Here is a 25,347-nt window from a genome sequence, read left to right on the forward strand (position 1 = left end):
CCTCTGTGTGTTGTTCAAGTTCAGCGGTGATCCAGGCGGACGGAGGTGCGGTGCCCGATGGCCTGGATGGCGAGCACGCACACGATGATGATGACGATGACGAGGTACATGAGGCTGTCGTTGTAGACCTGGTAGCCGTAGCGCATCGCGAAATCGCCGATGCCGCCGCCACCCACCACGCCGAGCACCGTCGAGTAGGAGAGCAGGCTGATGGCGGCCGAGGTCAGCGCGTAGACCAGACCGGATCGAGCCTCGGGCAGCAGCATCCGGAACACAGACTGCGGCACCGTCGCCCCCATCGCCCGCGCGACCTTCGGGATGCCGGGGGGGATCTCGCGGAGGATCTGCTCGGTCAGGCGGGCGTAAATCGCGACGGCGACGAAGCACAGCGGCAGGGTGGCGGCCTGAGTGCCGAAGCTCGTGCCGACGACGGTGCGCGTGAACGGGATGAGGAAGACCACGAGAAGGAGGAACGGGAACGAGCGCACGATGTTGATGTAGAGATTCGCGGCGGTTGCGAGCGCGCGGTTCTCCGCGAGGCCGCCGCGCTCGGTGAGGTACACCGTCATGCCGAGAGGAAGACCGATCAGCACGGCCGCCAGCAGCGAGACGAGCATCATGTAGCCGGTCTCGGCCATCGATCGAGCGATGTCCTCGCCGTATTCCGCGAGGAGTTCGGTGAGCCAGTTCACGACATCAACTCGCGCTTGACCTGCTCGTAGTAGCTGGGCAGGTGCCGATCGCCGGAACGGGCGATCGGGAAGACCTCGCGCAGGCGACCCTTCTCGAGCAGGGCCGCCCGGTCGCACAGCACCTTCACGACGTCGAGGTCGTGGGTGATCACGATCACAGTGGTGCCGAGCTTCTCTCTGGCATCCGCCAGCACCCGCAGCACGTCACCCGTGGTCGACGCGTCGAGCGACGAAGTCGGCTCGTCGCACAGGAGCAGCGGCGGTCCCGAGACGAGAGCGCGAGCAAGACCGACGCGCTGGCGCTCACCACCGCTGAGCTGCGCGGGAAAGTGGTCGGCGCGGTGAGCCAATCCGACGAACGCGAGGATCTCATCGACCGCCCGCTGCTGCTCGCGCCGGGACGTGCGGGTGCCCTCGGCGCGAGCGGCGAGCCGCAGCGGGAGCCGCACATTGTCGCGCACGGTGGTGTTGCTGAGCAGATGCACGCCCTGGAAGACGACGCCGATGTCACGGCGCAGCGCACGCAACCCCCGACGATCGAGACGTGCGACATCGGCTCCCCGCACGGTCACTGTGCCGGAGGTGGGCGCGGTCAGCCCGTTGACGAGTTCGAGAAGCGTCGACTTGCCCGCACCGCTCTCGCCGACGATGCCGAAGATCTCTCCCTCGCTGATGCTGAACGTGATGTCGTCGAGCGCAGCCGGTTCGTCGCGCTCGGCGCGGAACCGCTTGGTGATGCTGTCGAACTGCACGATCGCAGAGGGGACGGTGGCCATCGCAGAGAAGTGCTCCTTCGGTCTGCGCGGGTCACGCAGCGTTTCTGTACGTAGTCCAAGTATAGGTTGTCTGGGCACGACGCCGGCGCGCGGCGCCGCCCCGCTGGGCCGCTCGTATAGTGGGATTGTGGCTCTCAGATATCAGACAGAAGCGATCAACACCGAGGGCGGAAACGCCACCAGCCGCATTGTCGACGGCATGGAGGTTTCGGTCTCGTCACCGCTGGGCGCGCATCCCGACCCGGATGCCACGAACCCCGAGCAGCTGCTGGCACTCGCCTGGGTGACGTGCCTGAACTCCACTCTGCAGGCGATCGTCGAGCGCAAGCACCGCACGGCGGTGCGCGTGGAAGTCGGGTTGCACACCGCGGAAGGCGGATACGAGTTCCACGTCGACGCCTTCATCTCCGCCGAGGGAATCTCGATCGCTGAGACCGAGGAACTCGCAGCCGCCGGCCACGCACGCTGCCCGGTATCCAAGCTGCTCCGCACCGCCGCGAACGTGCACGTGCACGCCGAGGAGTACGTCGCTCGCTGAGCAGCCTGCTCGCTCGATCGGCCTGCTCGCTCGATCAGTGTGCGGCGATGACCGCCAGAACGGCCTCACCGTAGGCATCCTGCTTCTTCTCGCCGATGCCGCTGATGCCGCCGAGTGCGCCGACCGAGGCCGGCCGATGTTCCGCGAGCGCGCGCAACGTGGCATCCCCGAACACGATGTAAGCCGGAACACCCTGCTCGCGCGCCGTCTCGGCACGCCAGGCGCGCAGCGCCTCGAACAGACCCCGGTCGCCCTCGCCGAGCGAGTCGGCGGCCGATGCCTTGCGCGCGCGCGTCGTCGTGGTGCGGCCGATCGTGTCTCGGCGCAGCGGCACCGCCGTCTCGCCGCGCAGCACGCCCTCGGCGGGGGCGCCCGGCGCAAGAGTGCCGTACTCGCCCTGCGCGACGAGGATGCCACGGGCGAGCAGCTGCCGCACGACGCTTCGCCAATCCTGTTCCGAGAGATCTGCGCCGATGCTGTAGGTGGCGATCTGCTCGTGGCGCATCTTGCGCATCCGTTCGGTGGATGCTCCGCGCAGGATGTCGATCAGGTGGCCGGCACCGAAAGCCTGGTTGCGCTCGCGCTTGAGACGCACGATCGTCGACAGCAGCTTCTGCGCGGGAATGAGCCCGTCGTAGGTCTCTGGTGATTCGAGGCAGGTGTCGCAGTTGCCGCACGGCTCGGATTGCTGGCCGAAGTAGCCGAGCAGATTCTGTCGCCTGCAGTGCACGGTCTCGCAGAGCGCGAGCATGGCATCGAGGTGCTGCCCCATCCGTATCTTGAAAGTGCGGTCACCCGGGCTCTGATCGATGAGCCGGCGCTGCTGCACCACATCGCCCAGGCCATACGCCATCCAGCCCACCGCCGGCTCACCATCGCGACCGGCGCGACCGGTCTCCTGGTAGTAGCCCTCGACGGATTTCGGCAGGTCGATGTGCGCGACGAAGCGGACATCGGGCTTGTCGATGCCCATGCCGAAGGCGATCGTCGCGACCATCACCACACCGTCTTCGCGCAGGAACCGCGACTGATTCGCGGCGCGCATCTCGGCGGGAAGACCCGCGTGGTAGGGCAGCGCATCGAGCCCTTGGGATGCCAGGTGCGCGGCGGTCTGCTCGACCGATTTGCGACTCAGCGCGTAGACGATGCCGGCCGATCCCTCGGGCTGAGAGCGGATGAACGCCACCAGCTGCTTGCGCGGGTCGACCTTCGGCACGATGCGGTACTGGATGTTGGGCCGGTCGAAGCTCGCGACGAAGTGCTGGGCGTTCGGCAGGTGCAGACGCTCGGTGAGCTCCTGGTGGGTGGCGCGTGTGGCGGTGGCGGTGAGTGCCATCCGGGGCACACCGGGGAACCGCTCGCCGAGGTCGCCCAGCGCCAGGTAGTCAGGACGGAAGTCATGGCCCCACTGCGAGACGCAGTGCGCCTCGTCGATGGCGATCACGCTGAGCGTGCCTCGCTGCAGCAGCTGCGTGGTCTGCGGCGAGGACAGCCGCTCGGGAGCGACGTAGATGAGGTCGAGTTCACCGGCGACATACGCCCGCTCGACCTCGCGGCGCTCGTCGATCGACTGGGTGGAATTGAGGTAGGCGGCGCGCACGCCATTGGCGCGCAGTGCATCGACCTGGTCGTGCATCAGCGCGATGAGCGGGCTGATCACGAGCCCGGTCCCCTCGCGCACGAGCGCAGGCACCTGATAGGTGACCGATTTTCCGCCACCGGTGGGCATCAGCACGACAGCATCCCCGCCGCCGATCACGTGCTCGACGATTGCGGCCTGATCACCGCGGAACGCGTCGTAGCCGAAGACGGTGCGAAGCGCGTCGATGGCGGTCGGATGCTGCGACGCAGCGGTGCCCTTCGACAGGCTCAGGGACCCATTCGGCGGGGGCAGAAACCCATCGGATGACGAGCCGGACCAATCCGCCGACGACTGGTAGCCATCTGCGGGAGGCTCCCAGTCCATCTCCTCCGGGTCGCCCCACGGTTCATCCGCATACGGCACCTCGTCATACGGATCGTGCGGTGTCTGCGGCATCCCACCAGCGTAGCCACCGCCGTCGACATCGACGCCGCCCTCCACTGGCCCTGGACTCTCGCGAAGCGCGTAGGTTGGACGGAACCGAAGGAGGAGCCATGCCCGACATCACCGTCAGCCGCAACGAAGACGCTTCCCGCTACGAGATCCATTCCGACGGCACGCTCGCCGGCTTTGCCGAGTTCGAGCGCCGGCCCGGCGAGATCCGGTTCACGCACACCGAGATCGACCACGCTTTCCAGGGGCGGGGCCTCGCTGGTGAGCTGGCCTCCGAGGCGCTCGCGGAGGCAGCAGCATCCGGCGACACGATCGTGCCGTACTGCCCGTTCATCGCGAAATATCTCACCGAGCACGAGATCCCCGGCGCCGAAGTCCGCTGGCTCAACAGCTGATCTCGCCCGCAACTGGTGAGGCGCCTGTGCACCGCAGGTGAGGGTAGCCTTGTCCAGTGGCAACCCGAACCTCGCTGAGCACGCGAACACTGCTCGTCTGCGCGGCAATCGGCGTCGCCACCGGCATCATCGGCGGTATCGCCGGGCTCATCACGCCGGTCGTGCTGGTCAGTGTGCCGTTCCTGTACGGGCTGGTGCTCGGAGCCCACGTGCTACCCGGGATCATCGCCCAGGAAGTGCTGCGGCTGCCCCTGGTCGCGCTCGTCACCCATGTCATCGCCGCACTGATCTCGAGCGCGTTCAATCCGGCCTGGGCGCTGCGCTTCATCGGCACCGCGCTGCTGTTCGGCGCGATTCAAGAAGCCATCGCCGCGCTCACCCGCTATCGACTGTGGGGCCGCTGGCGCTTCTTCGTCTCGGCCGTGATCATCGGCATCCTGGTGGCCGTCGTGGTGTGGTTCGCCGCCCACATGGAAGCGCTCGACCCGTGGGCGCGCATCCTCTATCTCGCGGTCTCGGTGCTCGGGCCGGTCATCTGGACGGCCATCGGCATCGGCGTCGGCAATGCGCTTCGTCGAGCAGGCGTCGCCCCGAAGTGAGGCGCCCGCTCAATCCAGGTGGAAGACTTCGCGCATCGGCGCCCAGAGCTCTCCCGGCTCGGCAGTGTCCACCGGCTCCTGGCAGGGATCGGTGAACGTCCACCACCGCTGCGTCTCAGGATCGGCGGCGATGGCGGCGGAGTCAGCCGCGTAATCATCGCCCACGTACTCCATGTAGGAGAAGAGCATGCCGTCGCGCAGGAAGATCGAGTAATTGCGGATGTTGCTGCGCGCCAGCCGATCCAGAACGCTCGGCCACGCTTCGGCGTGAAGAGCGATGTACTCCGCCTCCTTCTCGGGACGGAGGCGGACGACGGAGGCGATTCTCTGCGGCGCTGCGGCGGTCATCGTTTCTTCAGACTTCCTGTTCGGGTGACGGGACCGGCGGCCCCTCGGCCTTCACGATATCGCTGACGCGGCCCACGCGCGCACATCAGGTAAGGCTCAGCTAAGTTAGAGGGGTACCGAAAGCTGAGAGAGGCCCCTTGCGCACTTCCGCACCCCTCCTGCGCGTGTGCGACCTGAGCGTCACCCACGCAGGCTCCGAGCACCCTTCTCCCCGGGGCGTCTCCTTCGACGTGCACCCCGGCGAAGTCGTGCTCGTGCTGGGGCCCAGCGGATCCGGCAAGTCGACCCTCACCCTCACCCTCAACGGGCTCATCCCGCAGTCTGTCACCGCCGAGGTCACGGGGTCGGTCGCCGTCACGGGGAAGGATGCCGGCATCACCCCGGTCGCCGAGCTCAGCACGCACGTGTCGATGGTGTTCCAGGACCCCGACTCGCAGCTGGTCACGGGGACGCTGCTCGACGAAGTCGCTTTCGCACTCGAGAACCTGCTGCTGCCGGTCAGCGAAGTGCTCGCCCGCGCCGAGAGCGCGCTGCGGCGAGTCGGGCTCTGGGACCGCCGCTCGTGGAATCCGGATCGCCTCTCCGGCGGCGGGCGCCAGCGACTGGCTATCGCCTGCGCACTGGCGATGGGGTCCGAGCTCATCGTGCTCGATGAGCCGACCGCGAACCTCGACCCGCAGGGCATCGACGATGTCTATGACGCGCTCACGAGCCTCATCGCCAGCGAGGATCGCGCCATCATCCTCGTCGAGCACAACCTCGACGCCGCCATGCGTTTCGCCACGCGTGCGCTCGTGCTCGACCGCGCGGGCCGACTCGTCTTCGACGGCCCGGTCGATGAAGTGCTGCGCGAGCACACCGACGAACTGGTCGCCATGGGCGTGTGGCTGCCGGCAGCAACGCTGGCGGGGCGGATGCTGCGCGAACGCGGCATCCTGCCTCCGAACACACCGCTCCCTCTCACACCGGAGGAGCTCGCGGACGCCACCCGCACCGCGCTGCCGACGGAACCTCCGGCACACCTGCAGGGAGAAAATACGGATGCAGGCCGACACGCCGTGGATTCGTCCGACATCCGTGCATTGGCCCTGCATCCGTCCGCCACGGAGAACGATGACAAACCGATAATCCGCGCACAAGGGCTGACCGTGCGCCGTGGCCGGAGCGAGATCCTGCACGGCATCGACCTCAGCATCCCGGCCGGCACGCTCACTGCGATCGTCGGAGCGAACGGCGCCGGCAAGACGACGCTCATTCAGGCGCTGGCGGGGGTGGTTCCGCCGCCCAGACGACAGGTCGTCGTCGACGATCTCGACCCGGGTACGGCGTCGCCACGCGATCTCGCCTCGCGCATCGGATTCGTCTTCCAGAACCCGGAGCATCAGTTCATCGCCCACACCGTGTTCGATGAACTCGCGCACGGACTCCGGATGCGCGGCACCGATGACGCGGAGATCGCGGAGCGCGTCGACGGGATGCTCGAGCGCTTCGGCCTCGAGGACAAGGCCGGGGTGCATCCCTTCCTGCTCTCCGGCGGCGAGAAGCGACGCCTCTCCGTCGGCACCGCGCTCATCACGCATCCTCGTGTGCTCGCGCTCGACGAGCCGACCTTCGGTCAGGATCGAGCCCGTGCCGCGGAGCTGCTGAGCCTGCTCGGCGACCTCCGAGATGAGGGCACGACGATCGTGATCGTGACGCACGACCTGCAGCTGGTCGCGGATCACTCCACACACACGGTGATTCTCGCCGACGGCCGCGTGCACGCCGCTGGTCGCACGGCTGAGCTGTTCGCCACCGCGGGCCTGTTCGAATCGGCCGGACTGCGGCTCCCCACCCTGCATCGGGCGCTGCCGCCAGCACTGCGCGGCATTCTCGCCGAGGGCATCCGATGACCACCGCGACGGCACCCATCGTCATCGACCCGTATGCTCCGGCACCGCCCGAGCCCGCGTGGCGGTTCCTGCACCATCTGAATCCACTGTCGAAGATCGGTGCCGTCGCTCCTGCGATGCTCGTGCTCATCATGGTGCGCGACCTCGCGACGCCAGCGGCCTTCCTCGCGCTCGGGTACCTGATCGTGCTGTTCGGCGCCCGACTGCGCCTGCGCACGGCTGCGTTGATGTTCCTGGGCATGCCGATCGGCATCATCGCGATCGGGCTGGGCTTCTCGCTGTGGGTGGATACCGGGATCGTCGATAACACCGCTTCTCTGTTCCGCATCGGCGATTGGACGCTCTACAGCGGGGCGCTGCAGATCGGCTTCGCCACTGCTCTGCGACTCGCGGCGATCCTCGCGCTCGCTCTCATCGGCGGGCTCACCACCACCGGGCCTGACCTGGTCCGTGCCAGCATCCAGCAGCTGCATGTCCCCTATCGGATCGGGTACTCGGCGTTGGCCGCCTACCGATTCGTGCCACGATTCGGGTACGAGCTCTCGGTGATCCGCGCGGCGCACCGCATCCGCGGACATCACGGCGGACGAGGTCCCTTCGCCAGGCTCGCCCGCGGCTGGGGCTACATCGTGCCGTTGCTGGCGGGCGCGATTCGACATGCCGAGCGAGTTGCACTGGCGATGGACTCCCGCGCGTTCGGCGCCTATCCCACCCGCACGGAGCGGTATCTCGTGCCCTTCCGCGCGCGCGATTGGGTCTTCATCGCGGCGTTCGTCGCGGCATCCGTCGTTCTCTTCATCGTCTTCTTCCCCTGGCAAGCCTGAACGGAGCTCTCATGGCATTCAGCAAGACGGTCAAACCGGCAGCCGCCGAATTGATGCCTCTCACCGTGATCCGCACCGAGCGGCTCGCGCCGCACTGGATGCGCGTGACTCTCGGCGGCGAGGCCGCGTCATCGTTCCAGGCGATGGGGTACGACCAGTGGTTCCGATTGTTCCTGCCGATCGGCGGCGATGCAGGCCTGAACCGCGTCCCGGCGAAGGCGAACAAGATGTTCGGCTATCTGAAGTTTCTGCGGATTCCCGACGGCGAGCGTCCGGTGATGCGCAATTACACCGTGCGCGCCTATCGGGCTGCGGAGGGCGATCGCGGCGCTGAGATCGACGTCGATTTCGTGTTGCACGGTTCTGCCGCCGAGGGCACGGCCGGCCCCGCATCGCGCTGGGCGGAGACCTGCGCGCCGGGCGAGAACGTGCTGCTCATCAATGAAGGGCTTACCTTCAATCCGGAACGCGGTGAGGACCGGGTGCTGCTGATCGGCGATGAGACAGCACTGCCCGCGATCGCATCGATCTGCGCATCGCTTCCAGCGACGGCATCGGGCCCGGTCGTTATCGAAGTGCCGTCGGAAGAGGATGCTCTGGCTTTCCCGCATCCGGACCGCGTCTTCGTCGATTACCTCGTGCGGCCAGAGGGCATTGCTCCCGGCGAGCTGGCACTGGCGCGGCTGCGCGAACTCGCCCTGCCGGAGGCGCCGTTCCACGCCTACGCCGCGGGCGAGCAGGCGCTGGCATCCGGTGTGCGCAAGCACCTCGTCGGCGAGCGCGGCATCGACCGGAACCAGGTCAGCTTCTGCGGCTACTGGAAGATCGGCGCAGCCGCCCCCGCTTCAAAAGCTTCCCGTGCTGCGGCCGCTGAGCGGGTAGCATGACCGCACAGCGCACCGCTGATCGGCAGCCGGCGCTGACAGCGAAAGGCTGGTTCCGGAAGCCCGGAACCAGCCTTTCGCGTGACGGGTTGCGCGTCAGCGCTTGCCCGCGATCTGACGGCCGACGAGCTCTCGCATGATCTCGTTGGTGCCGCCGTAGATGCGGTGCACGCGGGCGTCGAGGAACGCACGGGCGATCGGGTACTCGGTGATGTAGCCGTAGCCGCCGTGCAGCTGCACGCCCATGTCGAGCACCTCCCACTCGCGCTCAGTCGCCCAGTACTTCAGCTGTGCGGCTTCTTCGGCCGAGAGCTTCTCGGCGGCGTACAGCTTCAGGCCGCGGTCGACGTACGCCCAGAGCGCGTCGACGGTGGTGGCCATGTCGGCGATCTTGAAGCGGGTGTTCTGGAAGTCGATGATCCGCTCGCCGAAGGCCTCGCGGTCCTTGGTGTATTCGACGGTCCACTTCAGCGCGGCTTCGGTGGCGGCGGCAGCCGAGACGGCGATCGAGAGGCGCTCGAGCGGCAGGTTCATCATGAGCTGCACGAAGCCCATGCCCTCCTTGCCGCTGATCAGGTTCTCTTCCGGCACGAACACATCGGAGAACGACAGTTCGGCGGTGTCCCACCCGTGGAAGCCCATCTTGCTGAGCTTCTTGCCTTGGTCGAAGCCCTCCATGCCCTTCTCCACGATCAGCAGGCTGAACGCGTCGGGACGGTTGCCTTCGCCGGTCTTCACGAACGTCACCACGATGTCGGCGGTGGTGCCGGAGGAGATGAACGTCTTGGCGCCGTTGAGAATGTAGCCGCCGTCGACCTTCTTCGCGTTGGTCTTGATTCCGCGCAGGTCACTGCCCGCACCGGGATCAGTCATCGCCAGGGCACCGAGGATCTCACCGGTCGCCATCCGCGGCAGCCACTTCTCCTTCTGCTCCTGCGTGCCCATGTGCACGAGGTACGGCACCGCGAGGTCGTCCTGGATGCCGAGGGCGCCAGCGAGCGAACCCGCACCAGCGCCGATCACCTCTTCGTTCACGACCGAGCGGAACCGGTAGTCCTGCAGCATCCCCGCGCCGCCGAACTCCTCCGGCACCGAGAGGCCGATGATGCCTGCCTCGCCTGCGGCGAGCATGGTGTCACGGTCGACTTCGCCAGCGGCATCCCACCGCTCGATCGCTTCGCTGGTCGCGTAGCGCTTGACGAAATCCTTGACCAGATCGCGGAAGGCTTCGTGGTCTTCCTCGTAGATGTCGCGTTCCATGACTTCCTCCTGAGCAGCTCGTGCGTCTTCGCACCGCGAGTCTACGGCTTGACCTTCGCGCGGAACAGGTCATTGTGGGAATGCGTCTCACGAAAGGTGACACTGCGTTTCTTGATTGTGGGATGCCGCAGATCCGGCGTCCGAGCAGGACGGATGCTGCGATGCGCAGCACTGGATCAGTGCGCGTAGTCGGGCGCGTCCGGGAGACCGAAGAACTCCTCGAGGGTGTGGAAGCCGCCCTGGTGATACGCCGCGGCGAGATCGACTCCGACATATCTGATGTGCCACGGCTCGGGCAGATAGCCCGTCGTGCCGGTGTGGCCTCGCTCGTAGCGCACGATGAATCCGTACTTCCAGGCGTTCTCGGCGACCCACCGGCCCTGGGAAGTATCGCCGAACTGCTCGAGACTACTGCAGCCGGAAGCACATGCGATGAGATCGAATGCCAAACCGCTCTGGTGCTCGCTGTAGCCGGGGCGCGCTGATATGGCATCCGCTCCCGACTGCCCCAGCTCGCGAACGTGCGTGCCGTATGTGCGCTGCTGCACGTGGTACGAGCGATAGCCGTTGTTGATGCCGAGAGTGCCGGCGCCCGCTGCGGCGGCATCGGCGGCCATCGCCTCGAGAGCGTCGGTCGCGGCAGGTCGCAGCTCGTTGGAGCCGGTGCTCGCGTACAGGCCGATGCCCGTGAGGGATGCTGGCGCGAAGCTCTCCGGCTGCAGCGGGCGCATCTTGTTCACGACGACCCAGATGTACTTCGGATCATCGAGCGTCACACACGGGGCGTTCCCGGCGACGACCGCTTCGCGGAACTCCGATCCTCCACCGAATGCGTGCACGACGGCCGCGTCATCGCCGGCGGCGAGTGCGGCGGTCACGTCATCATCGACACAGGGATTGGCCGCGGTCGTCTCCGCCAGCTCGACACCAGGAAGCACCATAGCCGCGGCGGGTGCGGGCAGCTCGATCGGCTCGATCGCACTGATGCCCATCAGAGTCGCCAACGACGCCGCCGCCGTGAACAGCACGCCGATCGGGGTGGCCACCCGGACGGCAAGCGGTGCACGCACAGCATGGCGAGGCTGCGTGACACTCATTGCTCCATTGTCGCGCACTCAGGAGGGAACGCGCTCATAGAAGCTTATTTCTATTGTTGGTTGACATTCCATCGTTTCTTTGTTCGAATAATCAGATGCGGTGGCAAGGACAGACTCTCAATGATGTGGATGCTGACGCGCTGCCCGGGCTCGAGAATCGAAGCGGCATCGTCCGCTCGGTGACGACGCCCAAGTTCGCCGGGATGACCTTTCACGAAGTGCTGGCGAAATCGGCTCTGAACGCCGTGCCCGGTGCATCGCGCATGCCGTTCTCGTGGACGATCAATCCCTATCGCGGATGCAGTCATGCCTGCCTGTACTGCTTCGCGCGCGGCACCCATGAGTATCTCGCTCTTGACGGGGGCGCCGACTTCGACTCGCAGATCGTCGTGAAGACCAATGTGGTGGAGGTGCTCGAGCGCGAGCTGCGACGCGGGTCTTGGAAGCATGAGCCGGTCGCGCTCGGCACCAACACCGACCCTTACCAGCGCGCCGAGGGGCGATACAGGCTGATGCCGGGAATCATTCGCGCACTGGCCGACTCGGGCACGCCGATGTCTATCCTCACCAAGGGGACGCTGATCCGACGCGACCTCCCCCTGCTGACGGCCGCCGCGCAGCAGGTGTCGATCGATGTGCAGATGTCGATCGCGATGTACGACGACGAGCTGCAGAAGTCGGTCGAACCGGGAACGCCATCGACGCAGGCGCGGCTCGACACCGTGCGTGCGCTGACTGATGCCGGTTTCCGGGTCGGGGTCTTCCTCATGCCCGTACTGCCACATCTCACCGATTCGATCGACGCCATCGACGTCGCACTGCAGCGCATCCGCGACAGCGGTGCAGACCACGTCGTCTACGGCGCTCTGCATCTGCGCGCCGGCGTGAAGCCGTGGTTTCTGCAATGGCTGGAAGCGTACCGACCAGACCTCGTCTCGTCCTATCGCGCCCTGTACCCAGGGGCTGCGTCCGAGGCGCCCCAGGGTTACCGGCAATGGCTGGCGAAGCGCATGCGACCGATGATCCGCATGTACGGGTTGGAAGCGCAGCGTTCGCGTGAGGCCCCTGCGTCTCGGCGTCTTACCGGGGCAGCGAGAAGCACGAGTGCACCGGCCGCGCCGGCCCCCGCACCGATGCTCTTCTGATGCCCAGCCGTCACCGGACCGCGCCGTAGGCTGATCGCATGCCATCGCACGACAACCTGCCGATCTCGGAGTACGCGTTTCCCGGCCCGCTGCGCGATCAACTGGTCGGTGCGATCATCGACGGCGAGAAGACCACGACGACCTTCCTGCTGTGCGAGCTGGCGATCGATGATGAGCCGATGCCCGAGCCTGGTCATCGAGCTTCAGTGGTCGACTCAGCCGGATTGCACGTCGGCGTCGAGACGATCGAGGAGGTGCGCGTCGTGCGCCTGGCCGACGTCGATCTCGCTCATGCCCTCGGCGAAGGCGAGGGGTACCGTTCCGTCGCGGAATGGCGCGCCGGACATGAGACGTTCTGGCACGGTGCGGAATACCGCGATTTCCTCGGCGATGCCGGCTTCCGCGTCGACGACGACACCCCCGCGGTGCTGGTGCGGTTCAGCTTCGAAGCCGCCTGACGCGGCCGTTCACGCGGAGTCGCGTTTCTCCAGCGGTTCCGTCCAGATCGCGAGAAAGAAAAGTGCGATCGGCCCGAAGATCATTGTGATGAAGAACCACCACAGCTTGCCGCGGCCCTGCATCCCTGCCACTGCCGCGGTCAGCAAAGCGACCGACGTCCACACCGCGCTGCCGACGGACGCTGTCTGCTGCCAATCCATCCGGCAATTCTAGGTTCACGTGCGCTGCCACCGCGGTACGCAACTCCTTGAAGAAACGAAGAAGTCGCCGCATCCAGCACCTTTCGGGCCGAACGCGACGACTTCCTGCGGAGGTGTGTCCGAGGTCAGGCGGTGAGCTCCGCAGCGGTCGGGACCCGGCCGCTGATCTCGTCGATCACGTCGTCGCCCGGCTGTGCGAGCTCGAACGGCGCCGCGATCTCAGCACGCTGCAGCATGTCCTCCATGCGGCGACGGCGCTGACGCGGGATCAGCGTGACCACACGGCCAGAACGACCGGCGCGACCGGTGCGGCCCGAACGGTGCAGGTACGTCTTGTACTCGTCCGGTGCGTCGGCCTGCACCACCAGGTCGATGTCGTCGACGTGGATGCCGCGTGCGGCGACATCCGTGGCGACGAGCACCTGCACCTTGCCCGCAGTGAGCTTCTGCAGATTGCGGGTGCGCTTGGCCTGATTCAGGTCACCGTGCAGCGAGACCGCGGCGATTCCGGCATCCTCGAACTGCTCGGCGAGCATCTCGGCATAGGCGCGGGTGCGCGCGAAGACGAGCGTCTGGCCGTCGCGGTCGACGAGCGAGGTGAGAACCTCGGCCTTGTCGCGGTGCTCGATGACGAGCACGCGGTGCTCGATCGTGCCGGAATCCTGGTCTTCACCTGCGACCTCGTAGACCGCCGGGTTCACCAGGAACTCGTCGACGAGAGCGGCGACCTCACGGTCGAGCGTCGCCGAGAACAGCAGTTTCTGGCTGCCGTCCGCCGTCTTGCGGAGGATGCGCTGCACGGGCTCGACGAACCCGAGCTCGCACATGTGATCTGCCTCGTCGAGCACGGCGATGCGCACGTCGGAGAGGTCGAGCTTGCCCTGCTCGATGAGATCCTCGATGCGTCCGGGGGTGCCGATGATGATGTCGACGCCCTTGCGCAGCGCACCGACCTGGCGCGCCTGCGGCACACCACCATAGATCTGCGTGGTGAACAGGCCGACGCTGCGGGCGATCGGCTGCACGGTGCGGTCGATCTGCAGCGCGAGCTCACGGGTCGGAGCAAGGATGATCGCGCGCGGCTTGCGTCCGATCTCGCGGCGGGTGCCCGCCTGCGACTTCAGGATCCGCTCGACGAGCGGAGCCCCGAAGGCGATCGTCTTGCCGGACCCGGTGCGTCCGCGGCCGAGCACGTCGCGGCCCTCGAGCACAGCGGGAATGGATGCTGCCTGAATCGGGAACGGCTTCTCCGCACCCATGTTGCGCAGCACTTCAGCGATGTTCGAGCCGAGGCCGAGGTCGGCGAAGGTCACATCTGCGACCTCGGTGGCCTGGACGGTCTGCGCCTCGAGCCGCTCGTGCACGACATCATCTGCGTGCTGCGGTGCCGGGGCAGCAGCGGTGCGGTTCCAGTCGCTGCGGCTCGGACGGTCTTCACGGTTCTGGCGCGGAGCGCGGTCCTCGCGCACAGGGCGTTCGGTGCGGGCGGGGCGCTCGTTGCGGTCGTAGCGGGGACGCTCGTCGCGAGCCGGACGGTCGTTGCGGTCGAAACGGGGACGGTCGCCATAGCGGGGACGGTCGTCGCGAGCCGGACGGTCGTTGCGGTCGAACCGCGGACGGTCGTTCCCGCGGTCGAAGCCACCGCGCCCACCACGGTCATCGCGGTCGAAACGCGGGCGATCGCTGGGGTTGCGGTCAAAGCCGGGACGTCCGCCGCGGTCATTCCGGTCATTCCGGTCGTAGCGGGGACGGTCGTCGCGGTTGAAGCCGGGACGCTCGCTCCGGTCGTTCCGATCGAAACGGGGACGGTCGTTGCGGTCGTTCCGATCGAAACGCGGACGGTCGTTGCGGTCGTTCCGATCGAAACGCGGACGGTCATTGCGATCGTTCCGGTCGAACCGCGGACGGTCGTTGCGATCGCTGCGGTTGAAGCCGGGACGGTCGCCACGCTCGTTCCGATCGAACCGGGGGCGCTCATTGCGGTCGCCGCGGGCGAAGCGGTCGTCGCCGCGTCCACCGGCACGGTCATCCCGGCGCGGTCCGTCGTAACGACGCTCACCACGGTCGTTGAAGCGGCGCTCACCGCGGTCATCGCGGCCCTCGTGGCGAGGAGCCTCGCGGCGACCCGAGTCCGCGCGGTTGCGGATGGTGCGCGATTCGTCGCGGCCGGCACGCTCCTGGTCGGTCCAGCGACGCTTGGGCGCATCGCTGCCGGACTCGGCGGCACGGTATCCGCGGTGCTTCGGGCTGACGCTGCCCGGGCGACGGTCGGCGCTGCGACCCTCGCTCGAGAAGTTGCGGCCTTCACCGGAGTAAGAGCGACGCTCACCGGCATCCGATCGTCCGTCACGACCGGCGGGACGACCACCGTCGCGGCCACCGGGGTGACGATCGTGGAACGAGGTCTTCTTGGCGTAGCGCGGCTCGAAGTTGCGAGCGGGGCGACCGCCCTTGGGCTTGCCATTCTTGGGCATGGTATTTCCTGACTGTCTCTGACACGAGAACAGCGTCCGCAGGCGGCGCACAGAGATCAGCGCACGGCGGACATACCCGAGCATTCATCGGCCGGGGCCATTCATGTGATGGTTTATGAACCATCGGCCCCTGGGCTCACACTTGTTCAAACGCCCCGCGATGCGCGGGTGCCCGAAGCCGACTGCGGTAGCTTACCGGACCTTGCTGAGAGAGTGCCGGTCCTACGATGGCACCATGTCCCCCACCGACGCAGCGAGCTCTCCCACCGGCATCCAGATCCACCTTCGTCTCGGCGCTGTCACTGCGCAGATCGCGCAGGTGGGCGCCTCGCTTCGGCATCTGAGGGTCGACGGCGTCGACATCGTGCCGCCGTACCCGGAGGATCAGCCGACGCCCTCCTGCTCGGGTGTCGTTCTGGCACCCTGGCCGAATCGCATCCGCGACGGGATCTGGCAGGACGGCGATATGACCCGAGCCCTCGCCGTCACCGAGCCGAAACTGCACAACGCCAGCCATGGCCTGCTGCGCTTCACCGCCTACGAGGTCGTCGAGCAGTCCGACGACGCGGTCACGCTGGCGGCGACCATCGTGCCCCAGACCGGCTATCCGTACCTCGTCGAGACGACGGTGCGGTATGCCTTGACGGATGACGGAATCGACGTCACGCACACGCTCACCAACCGGTCGGATGCTGCCGCCGCCGTCGCGCTCGGCACGCACCCCTTCCTCACGATCGGCGGGGTCGATGCGCGTGAGCTCGTGCTGCGACTCCCGGCAGAGACATACTTCGAGACCGATGAGCGGATGCTGCCGATCGGCGAATCGCCGGTGGCATCCGGCACCGATCTGCGCGCTGGGGCCCGCCTCGGCGACGTGCAGCTGGACAGCGGATTCGCGAACCTGCACCGCGATGCCGACGGGCAGGTGCGCACCACCCTCACCGCGCCGGACGGTCGCACGGTGACGCTGCACCAGGGCGAGGGTCTCGACTATGTGCAGGCGTACACGACGACCAGCTACCCCGGACAACCGCTCGTCGTGGCGATCGAGCCGATGACCGCTCCCGCCGAGGCGTTCAACTCGGGGCGCGGCTTACGTCGCCTCGCACGTGACGAGTCCTGGACGCTCACCTGGGGCATCCGCTTCGCCTGACCCGCGCCTCAATCGCGCACTCCGGTCGCGATTTCTCCCGCCCGCGCCGTCACCCGCACGCTCCGGTCGCGCACTCCGGTCGCGATTTCTCCCGCCCGCGCCGTCACCCGCGCACTCCGGTCGCAATTTCTCCCGCCCACGCGGCGGCGAAGCGGGAGAAATTGCGACCGGAAGGGCGGAGCCGCGGCCGCTAGTGGGATGCCAAAGGCGGGGCGGGCGGCATCAGTCGAGGGGATTCGCGGCGGGGATGCTGCGGGCACGCAGCTGGCGGCGCGTGAGAGTGGCGCCAGGCGCGTCAGCATCCGGGGAATCAGGAGCATCGGCATCCGCCGACTCCGCCGCCCCGCCGCCGTGCCGGGCCCGACGACGCTCGCGAGCACCCTCGACGAGGTTGTAGAGCGTCGGCAGCACGATCAGCGTGAGCACGGTCGACGACACGAGGCCGCCGATCACGACGATCGCCAGCGGCTGCGAGATGAACCCGCCCTTGCCGGTGATGCCCAGCGCCATCGGCGTGAGCGCGAAGATCGTCGCCAATGCCGTCATCAGGATCGGCCGCAGACGCTTCTCACCACCCGCCATGACCGCGTCGTGGGCGGACAGCCCCTTCAGCCGGTACTGGTTGATCAGGTCGACGAGCACGATCGCGTTCGTCACCACGATGCCGATCAGCATCAGCACACCGATCAGCGACGCAACCCCCAGCGGCACTCCGGTTGCGATCTGCAGCAGAATCGCACCGGTCGCCGCGAACGGCACCGAGACCAGCAGCAGCAGCGGCTGACGCAGCGACTTGAAGGTCGCCACCATCACCACGTAGACGATGAGGATCGCGGCGAGCATCGCGAGTCCGAGCTGCGAGAACGAATCGGCCTGCTGCGAGGCGACGCCGCCGACCTCGGCGCGTGCACCATCGGGCAGGGCGACCGCGTCGAGCGCGTCGTTGACGGATGCTGTCGCCACGGCGAGGTTGTCGGATGCCGGCGGCACCGTGATTGTCGCCGTCCGGCTGCCGTGCTCGGTAGTGATCGACGTGGGCCCCTGGCGCTCCTCGACCGTCGCGATGTCCTTCAGCTCGACCGGGCCGGCCGGTGTCGGGATCACGAGTGCGCGCAGGGCGTCCGCGGTGGCGGGCGGCTCCGACGCAGCGAGGTAGACGGTCAGCGCCGTTTCGTCGATCTCGACCGAGCCGAGCTGCTGCGGACGCATCGAGTTCGACACGATCGATCCGACGGCTGCCTCAGAAAGCCCGCGCGCAGCGGCCGCGTCTCGATCGACGACGACGGCGAGGTACGGCAGGGCTGCGGCGAGGTTGTCGGTGACCGCACCGATCCCCTCCCGGCCCTTCAGTTCCTTCACGACGGCTTCAGTGGCCTCGGTGAGGTCGGCGCCGGTCGACGCGGTCACCGAGATCGCGATATCGGTCGATCCGAAGCCGGACGCACCGCCTACCGAGATGTCGCCGGCGTCCTTCAATCCGTCGATGGCCTTCTGCACGTCGGCGCGCAGCGCTTCCTGGTCGGCACCGCTGTCGGTCAGCACCGAATAGGTCACGCCCGCACCGCCGGCGAAAGCGTCGCGCACCGAAGATCCGCTTGAGCCGATCGACGCCTGCACGTGGGTGATGCCGTCGATGTCGAGCAGGGCCTTCTCGACGTCGAGCGATGCCTCGGTCTTCGTCTCGAGGCTCGCGGTCGGCCCGAGGTCCTGAGTGACGGTCATGGTGTTCTGCCCGGTGTCGCCGAGGAAGTTGATCTTCATCAGCGGCGCGGCAGCCAGCGTTCCGGCCAGCACGACGACGGCGAGCACGACCGTGGTCACCGAGTGCTTGAGCGTCCAGCTCAGCACCGGCCGGTAGGCCTGCTGCAGGCGGGTGGGCGGAGCATCCGGATGCTCAGGATCGATCGCGTTGCCGTTCTCATCGACCAGCTGCTTGCCGGGCCGGAGGAACCAATAGGCGAGCACGGGCACGATCGTCAGTGCGACCAGCAGCGACGCGGCCATCGCGATCGTCACCGTCATCGCGAACGGCCGGAACAGCTCTCCCACCATGTCGCCGACGAAGACGATCGGCAGGAAGACCGCCACCGTGGTGATCGTCGACGCGGTGACCGCACTGGCGACCTCGCGCACGGCGAGAATGATGGCTCTGCCCTTGTCTGCGTCCCCGACGTAGTGGCGCTTGATGTTCTCGATCACCACGATCGAGTCGTCCACGACGCGTCCGATGGCAATTGTCAGAGCACCCAGCGTCAGCAGGTTCAGCGAGTAGCCGAACGCCTGCAGCCCGATGAAGGTGATGAGCACCGAGGTCGGAATCGAGATGGCGGTGACGATGGTGGAGCGCACCGACAGCAGGAACACCAGAATGACGAGCACCGCGAAGGCGAGGCCGAGCAGCCCCTCGGTCGCCAGCGTCTCGATGGACTGCTCGATGAACGGCGCCTGGTCGAAGATCACCGTGAACGAAGCATCCGGAAATGACTCGCCGATCTCATCGAGCGCGGCGAGCACGCCCTGTGACACCTCGACCGTGTTCGCCGCGGGAAGCTTCGTGATCGAGATGGAGAGCGCGTCCTTGCCGTCGACGCGCGAGACGGAGGTGATCGGGTCCTGCGCCTGAGCGACGGTGGCGACGTCGCCGATCGTGGCATCCGTTCCGACGAGCGGAAGGGCTGCGATCTCCTTGACCGACGTGATCTTCGCGCCGGTCTGCACGGTCAGGGTCTCACCGTTCTCGGTGATGCTGCCGCCCGGGAAGAGCGTACCGTTCTGCTGCAGTGCCGAGCTGATCGCCTGCGTGCTCAGCTGCCGCTCTGCGAGCTTCGCCGGATCTGGCGTGATCGTGATCCGCTGCCCGACGCCGCCGACGATCTCGGCCGCGTTGACGCCCTCGACGTCTTCCAGCGCAGGAACAGCCACGTTCTCCAGCTCAGCCTGGGCGTTCTCGGCATCCTCGAATCCGGTGACGGCGATCTGAATCACCGGGAAGTCGTCGATCGAGATCGACAGCACCTGCGGCGCCAGATCTTCGGGCAGCTGAGACGAGATGCGGTTGATCGCCTGCTGCATCTTCTGCTCAGCCGTGGCGAGGTTCGTGCCGTAGGTGAACATCGCCTGCACGACTGAGGCGTTGGTGGTGCTCGTGGCGGTCGTCGATTCGAGCCCTGGCACGCCCTGAATCGCGTTCTCGATGGGGGTCGATACGTCGTTCTCCACGACCTCCGGCGACGCACCGGGATACGTGGTCATGACCACGAGCGCCGGCAGCTCGAGTGAGGGGATCAGCTCCTGCTTGAGGTTCGTCAGCGCGAGACCTCCGAAGACAGCGGCCACGATCGTGATGAGGGCGATGAGCGCACGGTTTCGCAGGCTCAGAACGGCGAGGTTCGACAAGGTGATTCTCTCGGGCTAGTCAGTGGTCGGCGGTGGCGCGGGTGTGCGCGGCGGGTGGCGGGGTGAGGATGCCGGTCAGCGCACTCTCGATGAGATGCTGAGCCAGCGGTTCGTCGTGGATTTGCGCGTGCCAGAGCACACCATCGATGAAGACGGCTGCGGCCTGCGCACGGTCGTGCCCGTACAAAGGAGCGAGAAATGCGGCGAACTCATCTGACCAGTGTCTCGCAAGCTCACGCAGGCGGGGGTCGTGCACAGCGGCGGTGACCACGGCACGGTCGGCCTGGACAGATCTCGCGTCGGCTAGCGCGACCTGCAGCAGCCCGGCAAGGACGGCCGGAGTGGTTCCGCGCTCGGTCAAAACCGTTTTGATCGCGTTCATCTTCTCATCGACGTGCTCGACGAGAAGGTGCAGCGCGGCATCGCGCAGATCGTCAAGAGTCGCGAAGTACTGGGTGGTCGCGCCGAGCGGCACGTCGGCCCTGGCTGCGACCATCCGATGCGTGATGGCATCGACGCCGACCTCGGTGATGAGCTCGGCCGCGGCCGTCACGATCGCCTGGCGGCGGGCGTGCGGATCGCGCCTTCGGCGCACCTGGTCAGTCATGATCTCCTTGGACGGCTGTACATGTACTTTTGTACATTTTTGTGATGTGCGGATGCTGGGAGAGCCAGCACTCAGGAACCCGGCCATCGTTACGTAGACTCGACGAATCGGTCACGCCTCCGCCCGAAGGAGCTCAGACCGCCAGGAGGACGACCCGCGAGTGCTGACCAGAAAGATCTTCGGCTGGCTGCGTCTGCTGACCGCGGCCATATGCATCACGGCGCTCACGCACCGGATGATCTGGGGCATGGGCTCGCAGACCCTCGCCAGCGACAACTTCTTCGCGTATCTGACGATCCAGTCGAACACCGCGTTCGCTGTGGTCGCGATCGTCGCCGGAATCATTGCGCTGCGCCAGGATGAGGATCCGGCCTGGATGACGACCGCCCGCGCCCTCGTGCTGAGCTGGACGATAACGGCCGGCCTCGCTTTCGCGCTCATCGTCTGGCAGGCGGGGCTGCGCGGCATCCCGATCACGGTGCCCTGGTCTGACGTGATGCTGCACTTCATCATTCCCGCGTGGACCATCGTGGCGTGGATATTCGGACCCGGCCGGCGCGCGGCATCGTGGCGGGTCGTGCCGTTCGTGCTGCTGTACCCGATCGTGTGGGGCGTGTTCACGATCTGGAGGGGAGCGGTGATCGGGTGGTACCCGTACTACTTCCTCGACCCGCGACAGGTGTCGGGACTGCTTGAGATGGCGATCACCTCGGCAATCGCCCTGGCGATCTTCGCGCTGGTCGCATCGGGGCTCGTGGTGCTCAGCCGGGTGCACCCGACGGTTGAGGGGGTCTCGCACGCGATCTGGCGGAAACTGCCGCGTAAGCGAGCGGATGCCGCGCGGTCGGGCGTCAGAAAACTGCCGCCACCCCTCGGAGCCTGATCAGTTGTCGGCTTCCTCTTCCGGGGCGAAGAAGGCCAGCGACTCGCGTGCGGCCACTTGTGCGTCATCATCGCTGAGCGACGCGAACTGCTCGGCGGCCTGACCGCCGACGAGGCCGACGAGGATAGGCTCGCCGGTCGCGGGCTGCAGATTCAGCCAGGTGCGGATGAGACCGCCACCGCCGACGACGTGCCAGATCAGCGCCTCGGTATCCCAGAACGGCTCTTCGAACCGCATCCAGACCGTCTCGATGAACCCGGATGCCAGGGCGGCGATCGCGCCCCGGTGCGCGAACGGCAGTGCCGGCGCGAACTCGATTCCCTGCTGCTGGAGGACGCCCACCGGCACGGCGACGACGACGCGGTCGAACGAGAGCGACTCACCGGTGCCGATGCGCAGGCTCGCTCCGCGGTCGTCATAGGCGATGCGCACCACGGGCGAGGCGAGGGTCACCTCGAGGTCGGCAAGGTGCTCGTTGATGAACTCACCGAGATCCCCCGTCAGCCCGTTGAGCGCGTCTGGCGCGAAGTCGGGTGGATACCAGCTGGAGGCGCGCTCAGGGTCGACGCCTGTGGTCGCCGAGAGCCAAGCCAACGCGGCTGTCAGCTCAGCCTCTTCGGGGTCGGCGCCGTTCTGCGTGAGGGCTTCGATGAGTGACACGTCGGTGGGAAGTCCACTGGCCTTCTCGACGGCCTGCGCGATCGGCTCGCCATCGATTGTCTCGGTTTCGCCGTCTTTCGACCAGCCGGTCGCCGAGTCCAAACTGATCTGGTCAGTGCTCATCGAGATGAGCCGGTCGTGCAGGGCATCGACCTGTGCTTCGCCGAGAAGCCACGCACCGAGCTGCGCGGGCATCGGCCATTCGTCATCGGATTGGCTGAGGATGCGTCCACCGGTGCGCTCGCGCGCTTCGAGGATGGTCACGGTGTGCCCGGCATCCGCCAGCAGCCGCGCGGCGACGACGCCCGCGGCGCCCGCGCCCACAACCGCAACGCGTTCGGATTCGGATGCTGCGGAGACGATCGCCAGACCGGCGCGGCGGCCCGAGTCGACCGCGCCCAGCACCGTGCCGGGGTTGCCCGCATCCGTCGCCTCCCCCGCGAAGAAAAGTCGCTGCATGACCGGGTCGGCGAGCACGTCACGCTGCTGCGGATCGCTGCCGGCAGGCAGATAGCTGGCAGCGCCGAACGAGTACGGATCCGTCGACCACGTGCTGCGCGCCCACCCGGCAGCGGACGGCACGTTCGACGGTGCGGTCGGCTTCGGCACGGGCTTCTTCGTCTTGGTCGGCTCCGGTGTCGGCTCGGGCGTGCACGAGGCAAGGAGCATCGCGACGGCACCGGTTCCGGCGCCGAGCAGAAGAGTGCGGCGAGTGATGCTCATCGTGTTGCCAGACTACCCGGGGATGCAGCGTTCCCGCCGCCTCCCCGCGCCTACAGGTTCGTCTCGGCGTATACGACGAGAGCTTCGCGCACGAATTCAGCCCCCGTGGTGCCGCCGGATCCCGTGGCGTAGTTCGCGGCGAAACGCGGGTCGGCGACGTACATCTCCGCGAGTGAGAGCACGTAGCTCTTGAGCTCGGCGCCAGAAGCGGCAGCAGGCGTGCCCGGAACCGAACTCAGCCATTGCACGTGTCGGCGCGCGATCTCCTGCGGTGTTGCGGATGCCGGTTCGGCGCCGCTCTCCGCGGCGGCGATCCAGTCGTGATTCAGGTCGGTGACGCGCTGCTGCCAGGCCGCGCGGTCGTCGGGCGATATGCCCCGCCACCAGCGGTCGCTGTCGGCGTAGGCCTGCTTTCCCCAGCGCTGTTCGACCTCGTCCTTGTACTGAGTGTGATCGAAGCCGTCGAACATGTTCTCGGCCATGAGGGTCGTTCCTTTCTGCAAAGCGATGATGGTGGATTCCACCGAGTCGATCTGACGTCTCACCCGGTCCTGCTCCTGGCGAAGCCAGGCGAGGTGCGTCTTGAGAGCCGCGGCTTCGGTCACGGCATCCGCTATCGGATCGAGCACCGCCGCGATCTGCGGCAGGCCCAGCCCGAGCTCGCGCAGCAGCAGAATGCGCTGCAGGCGCACGAGTGCCGCCTGGTCGTAATGCCGGTAGCCATTGCTCGCGATCCGCGAGGGTGCGAGCAGGCCGATGTCGTCGTAGTGCCGCAGTGTTCTGCTCGTCGTGCCGGCGAGCCGGGCGATCTCTTGAATCGACCAGTCCATGGCATCCTCCTCTGCGTTCGTCATCTGATCTCGATACTGCGACTTTAGAAGTTGACGTCGCGTCAAGGTCAAGCTGTTCTCAGCAAACTTTCATGCCAACTCGCGATATATCGTGTTACTGTCCTCTAACGCGATATATCTCGATATCGCCGCAATCAGGAAGAGAACGGAAATGACCGAGAAGTGGCTCATCGCCCCCGGCGAAGAACGCGTCATCGACATCGCCTCGGCATCACGGCTCAAGGTCGGACTCGTCGGCGGGCAGGTCGATGTCATCGCGCACGACGAACCCGGCATCCGCATCGAGGTGCACGGCGTCACCATCAAGGATCTGCGCATCGAATCCAACGACGGCGAGATCGAGATCGACCACCCGCAGATCGGCTGGGACAACTTCCTCGAGGTGTTCCGCAACTTCGGCGCCGGTGGCCCGAAGGCCGAGATCAGCGTCGCCGTGCCTCGTGCCATCGCCCTCACGCTCGGCGTCGTCAGTGCTGGAGCGCTGGTCTCCGGCATCCGCAATGATGTCCGACTCAACACCGTCTCCGGCGACCTCATCGCCGACGGCGTCACGGGCGACCTCTCGGTGAACTCGGTGTCGGGCGACGTGCAGGTGCGCGGGCTCGTCGGCACGATCACGGCCAACAGCGTCTCGGGCGATGTCGCGGTCACCGGCACACTGCGCAAAGCAACCGTCGACACCGTCTCGGGCGCGACGCTCGTCGACGCGATCGGCAATATCAACTCGGTGAACCTCAACACCGTCTCCGGCGCGACCACCATCCGGCTCGACGAGACTTTGCCGGCGAACTACGTGCTGCGCAGCATGAGCGGCAAGCTGCTCGTCGATGGCGAGCAGCGCTCGAGCGGCGGACCCAGCAACTACAGCGGGCAGAAGGGCGAACTCGCCGGTAGCTTCGTCGACGTGCGCGCGAACTCGGTGTCGGGTGGCATCACTGTGCTGCGGCGCCCGCGGGTCTCGGTCGCCGACGACGCGGAGTGGGAATCATGAGCCCCGCCGTCTTCTCGCACGGCGACCTGCGGCTGTACTTGCTGTCGCTGCTGGCCGAGGCGCCGCAGCACGGCTACGGCATCATCCAGGCGCTCACCGACCGCACCGGCGGTACTTACACCCCGAGCGCCGGCACGATCTACCCGCGGCTGGCAAAGCTCGAAGAAGAAGGTCTGGTGTCGAAGACCGTCGACGGCCGCACCACGATCTATGCCATCACCGACGCCGGTCGCGCCGAGCTGGCTGATCGCGAGTCCGACCTGGTGGGAATCGAGGAGGGGCTGTCCGACTCGGTGCGGCTCATCGCCAGCGAGGTGCGGCAGAGCGTGCAGGAGGCGATGCGCAGTCTGCGTGCGGACCTGGCCACCGCTGCCCACGAGGAGAAGAAGTCTGCGAAGGAGCGCTCGCGCGCTGCCGGGATGAGCGACGAGCGTGTCACCAGCCGCGAGAACCTGCAGCGAGCGG

At 67.0% G+C, this 25,347-nt stretch carries 24 protein-coding genes; 12 read left to right on the top strand and 12 right to left on the bottom strand.

Translation table 11 applies throughout. The annotated features are described in order from the left end of the window. Nucleotides 1–20 precede the first annotated feature (20 nt). Nucleotides 21–692, bottom strand: coding sequence for a methionine ABC transporter permease (locus FM104_RS14685; RefSeq protein WP_256971691.1), 672 nt, complete (start codon nucleotides 690–692; stop codon nucleotides 21–23). Continuing rightward, entirely contained in the window at nucleotides 689–1,468 is a 780-nt protein-coding gene (locus tag FM104_RS14690; RefSeq protein WP_087132969.1) for a methionine ABC transporter ATP-binding protein, read from the bottom strand. Before FM104_RS14690 ends, FM104_RS14685 begins: the two co-directional genes overlap by 4 nt. A gap of 127 nt (nucleotides 1,469–1,595) precedes the next feature. Here FM104_RS14690 and FM104_RS14695 point away from each other — a divergent pair, with 127 nt between their 5' ends. Next, the gene (locus FM104_RS14695; RefSeq protein WP_087132970.1) at nucleotides 1,596–2,006 is read left to right on the top strand and encodes an OsmC family protein; all 411 of its coding nucleotides are present in this window, start codon (nucleotides 1,596–1,598) and stop codon (nucleotides 2,004–2,006) included. A 34-nt stretch (nucleotides 2,007–2,040) separates the two neighbouring features. On the opposite strand, the gene recQ is transcribed toward FM104_RS14695, so the two are convergent. Continuing rightward, a complete protein-coding gene (gene recQ / locus FM104_RS14700) occupies nucleotides 2,041–4,044 on the bottom strand; it encodes a DNA helicase RecQ (RefSeq protein WP_087132998.1) in 2,004 nt (667 codons plus the stop codon). Between the two features lie 98 nt (nucleotides 4,045–4,142). Here recQ and FM104_RS14705 point away from each other — a divergent pair, with 98 nt between their 5' ends. Beyond that, nucleotides 4,143–4,436, top strand: coding sequence for a GNAT family N-acetyltransferase (locus FM104_RS14705; RefSeq protein WP_087132971.1), 294 nt, complete (start codon nucleotides 4,143–4,145; stop codon nucleotides 4,434–4,436). 56 nt (nucleotides 4,437–4,492) lie between these two features. Beyond that, on the top strand, nucleotides 4,493–5,035 hold the full coding sequence (locus tag FM104_RS14710; protein WP_087132972.1) for an ECF transporter S component: 543 nt from the start codon (nucleotides 4,493–4,495) through the stop codon (nucleotides 5,033–5,035). Between the two features lie 9 nt (nucleotides 5,036–5,044). Here FM104_RS14710 and FM104_RS14715 read toward each other — a convergent pair whose 3' ends face one another. Further along, on the bottom strand, nucleotides 5,045–5,383 hold the full coding sequence (locus tag FM104_RS14715) for an L-rhamnose mutarotase (RefSeq protein WP_087132973.1): 339 nt from the start codon (nucleotides 5,381–5,383) through the stop codon (nucleotides 5,045–5,047). A gap of 137 nt (nucleotides 5,384–5,520) precedes the next feature. Between FM104_RS14715 and FM104_RS14720 the strand changes: the two genes are divergently transcribed. The 3 genes from FM104_RS14720 to FM104_RS14730 are packed head-to-tail and all read left to right on the top strand — an operon-like array spanning nucleotide 5,521 to nucleotide 8,986. Beyond that, nucleotides 5,521–7,275 carry an ABC transporter ATP-binding protein gene (locus tag FM104_RS14720; protein WP_087132974.1) on the top strand — a complete coding sequence of 585 codons (1,755 nt, stop codon included), beginning with the start codon at nucleotides 5,521–5,523 and terminating at the stop codon, nucleotides 7,273–7,275. Beyond that, nucleotides 7,272–8,099, top strand: coding sequence for an energy-coupling factor transporter transmembrane component T family protein (locus tag FM104_RS14725; RefSeq protein ID WP_087132975.1), 828 nt, complete (start codon nucleotides 7,272–7,274; stop codon nucleotides 8,097–8,099). The genes FM104_RS14720 and FM104_RS14725 overlap by 4 nt, the downstream gene beginning before the upstream one ends. An 11-nt stretch (nucleotides 8,100–8,110) precedes the next feature. Next, nucleotides 8,111–8,986: a siderophore-interacting protein gene (locus tag FM104_RS14730; protein WP_087132976.1), complete on the top strand. Its 876-nt coding sequence runs from the start codon at nucleotides 8,111–8,113 to the stop codon at nucleotides 8,984–8,986. A 93-nt stretch (nucleotides 8,987–9,079) separates the two neighbouring features. Here FM104_RS14730 and FM104_RS14735 read toward each other — a convergent pair whose 3' ends face one another. Both FM104_RS14735 and FM104_RS14740 read right to left on the bottom strand, forming a co-directional pair. After that, nucleotides 9,080–10,243, bottom strand: coding sequence for an acyl-CoA dehydrogenase family protein (locus FM104_RS14735; protein WP_087132977.1), 1,164 nt, complete (start codon nucleotides 10,241–10,243; stop codon nucleotides 9,080–9,082). A gap of 176 nt (nucleotides 10,244–10,419) precedes the next feature. Further along, entirely contained in the window at nucleotides 10,420–11,340 is a 921-nt protein-coding gene (locus tag FM104_RS14740; RefSeq protein ID WP_087132978.1) for a M15 family metallopeptidase, read from the bottom strand. Nucleotides 11,341–11,435: 95 nt separating this feature from the next. Between FM104_RS14740 and FM104_RS14745 the strand changes: the two genes are divergently transcribed. Both FM104_RS14745 and FM104_RS14750 read left to right on the top strand, forming a co-directional pair. Next, nucleotides 11,436–12,485, top strand: coding sequence for an Rv2578c family radical SAM protein (locus FM104_RS14745; protein ID WP_087132979.1), 1,050 nt, complete (start codon nucleotides 11,436–11,438; stop codon nucleotides 12,483–12,485). A gap of 38 nt (nucleotides 12,486–12,523) precedes the next feature. Next, complete coding sequence (locus FM104_RS14750; RefSeq protein ID WP_087132980.1) at nucleotides 12,524–12,943, top strand: ASCH domain-containing protein; 420 nt, start codon at nucleotides 12,524–12,526, stop codon at nucleotides 12,941–12,943. A 9-nt stretch (nucleotides 12,944–12,952) separates the two neighbouring features. On the opposite strand, the gene FM104_RS14755 is transcribed toward FM104_RS14750, so the two are convergent. Beyond that, the gene (locus FM104_RS14755) at nucleotides 12,953–13,144 is read right to left on the bottom strand and encodes a hypothetical protein (RefSeq protein ID WP_087132981.1); all 192 of its coding nucleotides are present in this window, start codon (nucleotides 13,142–13,144) and stop codon (nucleotides 12,953–12,955) included. 125 nt (nucleotides 13,145–13,269) lie between these two features. Further along, the gene (locus FM104_RS14760) at nucleotides 13,270–15,618 is read right to left on the bottom strand and encodes a DEAD/DEAH box helicase (protein ID WP_087132982.1); all 2,349 of its coding nucleotides are present in this window, start codon (nucleotides 15,616–15,618) and stop codon (nucleotides 13,270–13,272) included. 235 nt (nucleotides 15,619–15,853) lie between these two features. On the opposite strand from FM104_RS14760, the gene FM104_RS14765 reads away from it, so the two are divergent. Further along, nucleotides 15,854–16,771 carry an aldose 1-epimerase family protein gene (locus tag FM104_RS14765; protein WP_087132983.1) on the top strand — a complete coding sequence of 306 codons (918 nt, stop codon included), beginning with the start codon at nucleotides 15,854–15,856 and terminating at the stop codon, nucleotides 16,769–16,771. 222 nt (nucleotides 16,772–16,993) lie between these two features. On the opposite strand, the gene FM104_RS14770 is transcribed toward FM104_RS14765, so the two are convergent. Both FM104_RS14770 and FM104_RS14775 read right to left on the bottom strand, forming a co-directional pair. Further along, complete coding sequence (locus FM104_RS14770; RefSeq protein ID WP_087132984.1) at nucleotides 16,994–20,167, bottom strand: efflux RND transporter permease subunit; 3,174 nt, start codon at nucleotides 20,165–20,167, stop codon at nucleotides 16,994–16,996. Nucleotides 20,168–20,186: 19 nt separating this feature from the next. Next, nucleotides 20,187–20,774 carry a TetR/AcrR family transcriptional regulator gene (locus FM104_RS14775; RefSeq protein WP_087132985.1) on the bottom strand — a complete coding sequence of 196 codons (588 nt, stop codon included), beginning with the start codon at nucleotides 20,772–20,774 and terminating at the stop codon, nucleotides 20,187–20,189. 160 nt (nucleotides 20,775–20,934) lie between these two features. On the opposite strand from FM104_RS14775, the gene FM104_RS14780 reads away from it, so the two are divergent. Further along, nucleotides 20,935–21,657: a Pr6Pr family membrane protein gene (locus FM104_RS14780; RefSeq protein WP_087132986.1), complete on the top strand. Its 723-nt coding sequence runs from the start codon at nucleotides 20,935–20,937 to the stop codon at nucleotides 21,655–21,657. On the opposite strand, the gene FM104_RS14785 is transcribed toward FM104_RS14780, so the two are convergent. Both FM104_RS14785 and FM104_RS14790 read right to left on the bottom strand, forming a co-directional pair. Continuing rightward, nucleotides 21,658–23,040, bottom strand: coding sequence for a flavin monoamine oxidase family protein (locus tag FM104_RS14785; protein WP_087132987.1), 1,383 nt, complete (start codon nucleotides 23,038–23,040; stop codon nucleotides 21,658–21,660). It abuts the gene before it with no gap. A gap of 50 nt (nucleotides 23,041–23,090) precedes the next feature. Then, complete coding sequence (locus tag FM104_RS14790; protein WP_087132999.1) at nucleotides 23,091–23,870, bottom strand: MerR family transcriptional regulator; 780 nt, start codon at nucleotides 23,868–23,870, stop codon at nucleotides 23,091–23,093. Nucleotides 23,871–24,042: 172 nt separating this feature from the next. Here FM104_RS14790 and FM104_RS14795 point away from each other — a divergent pair, with 172 nt between their 5' ends. Together FM104_RS14795 and FM104_RS14800 are read left to right on the top strand one after the other, a co-directional pair. Continuing rightward, a complete protein-coding gene (locus FM104_RS14795; protein ID WP_087132988.1) occupies nucleotides 24,043–24,882 on the top strand; it encodes a DUF4097 family beta strand repeat-containing protein in 840 nt (279 codons plus the stop codon). Beyond that, on the top strand, nucleotides 24,879–25,347 hold a 469-nt coding region (locus FM104_RS14800), incomplete at its 3' end, for a PadR family transcriptional regulator (RefSeq protein ID WP_087132989.1). The genes FM104_RS14795 and FM104_RS14800, both read left to right, overlap by 4 nt.

It is taken from the genome of Microbacterium esteraromaticum (assembly GCF_900163815.1).
GTDB lineage: Bacteria > Actinomycetota > Actinomycetes > Actinomycetales > Microbacteriaceae > Microbacterium > Microbacterium esteraromaticum_B.

Excerpts from the sequence above, each read along its gene's own strand:
- recQ (WP_087132998.1), bottom strand. The coding sequence starts at position 4,044 with ATGCCGCAGACACCGCACGATCCGTATGACGAGGTGCCGTATGCGGAT.
- FM104_RS14775 (WP_087132985.1), bottom strand. The coding sequence starts at position 20,774 with ATGACTGACCAGGTGCGCCGAAGGCGCGATCCGCACGCCCGCCGCCAG.
- FM104_RS14750 (WP_087132980.1), top strand. The coding sequence starts at position 12,524 with ATGCCATCGCACGACAACCTGCCGATCTCGGAGTACGCGTTTCCCGGC.
- FM104_RS14745 (WP_087132979.1), top strand. The coding sequence starts at position 11,436 with ATGCGGTGGCAAGGACAGACTCTCAATGATGTGGATGCTGACGCGCTG.
- FM104_RS14715 (WP_087132973.1), bottom strand. The coding sequence starts at position 5,383 with ATGACCGCCGCAGCGCCGCAGAGAATCGCCTCCGTCGTCCGCCTCCGT.
- FM104_RS14765 (WP_087132983.1), top strand. The coding sequence starts at position 15,854 with ATGTCCCCCACCGACGCAGCGAGCTCTCCCACCGGCATCCAGATCCAC.
- FM104_RS14725 (WP_087132975.1), top strand. The coding sequence starts at position 7,272 with ATGACCACCGCGACGGCACCCATCGTCATCGACCCGTATGCTCCGGCA.
- FM104_RS14735 (WP_087132977.1), bottom strand. The coding sequence starts at position 10,243 with ATGGAACGCGACATCTACGAGGAAGACCACGAAGCCTTCCGCGATCTG.
- FM104_RS14705 (WP_087132971.1), top strand. The coding sequence starts at position 4,143 with ATGCCCGACATCACCGTCAGCCGCAACGAAGACGCTTCCCGCTACGAG.
- FM104_RS14795 (WP_087132988.1), top strand. The coding sequence starts at position 24,043 with ATGACCGAGAAGTGGCTCATCGCCCCCGGCGAAGAACGCGTCATCGAC.
- FM104_RS14760 (WP_087132982.1), bottom strand. The coding sequence starts at position 15,618 with ATGCCCAAGAATGGCAAGCCCAAGGGCGGTCGCCCCGCTCGCAACTTC.
- FM104_RS14790 (WP_087132999.1), bottom strand. The coding sequence starts at position 23,870 with ATGGACTGGTCGATTCAAGAGATCGCCCGGCTCGCCGGCACGACGAGC.
- FM104_RS14740 (WP_087132978.1), bottom strand. The coding sequence starts at position 11,340 with ATGAGTGTCACGCAGCCTCGCCATGCTGTGCGTGCACCGCTTGCCGTC.
- FM104_RS14690 (WP_087132969.1), bottom strand. The coding sequence starts at position 1,468 with ATGGCCACCGTCCCCTCTGCGATCGTGCAGTTCGACAGCATCACCAAG.
- FM104_RS14730 (WP_087132976.1), top strand. The coding sequence starts at position 8,111 with ATGGCATTCAGCAAGACGGTCAAACCGGCAGCCGCCGAATTGATGCCT.
- FM104_RS14785 (WP_087132987.1), bottom strand. The coding sequence starts at position 23,040 with ATGAGCATCACTCGCCGCACTCTTCTGCTCGGCGCCGGAACCGGTGCC.
- FM104_RS14755 (WP_087132981.1), bottom strand. The coding sequence starts at position 13,144 with ATGGATTGGCAGCAGACAGCGTCCGTCGGCAGCGCGGTGTGGACGTCG.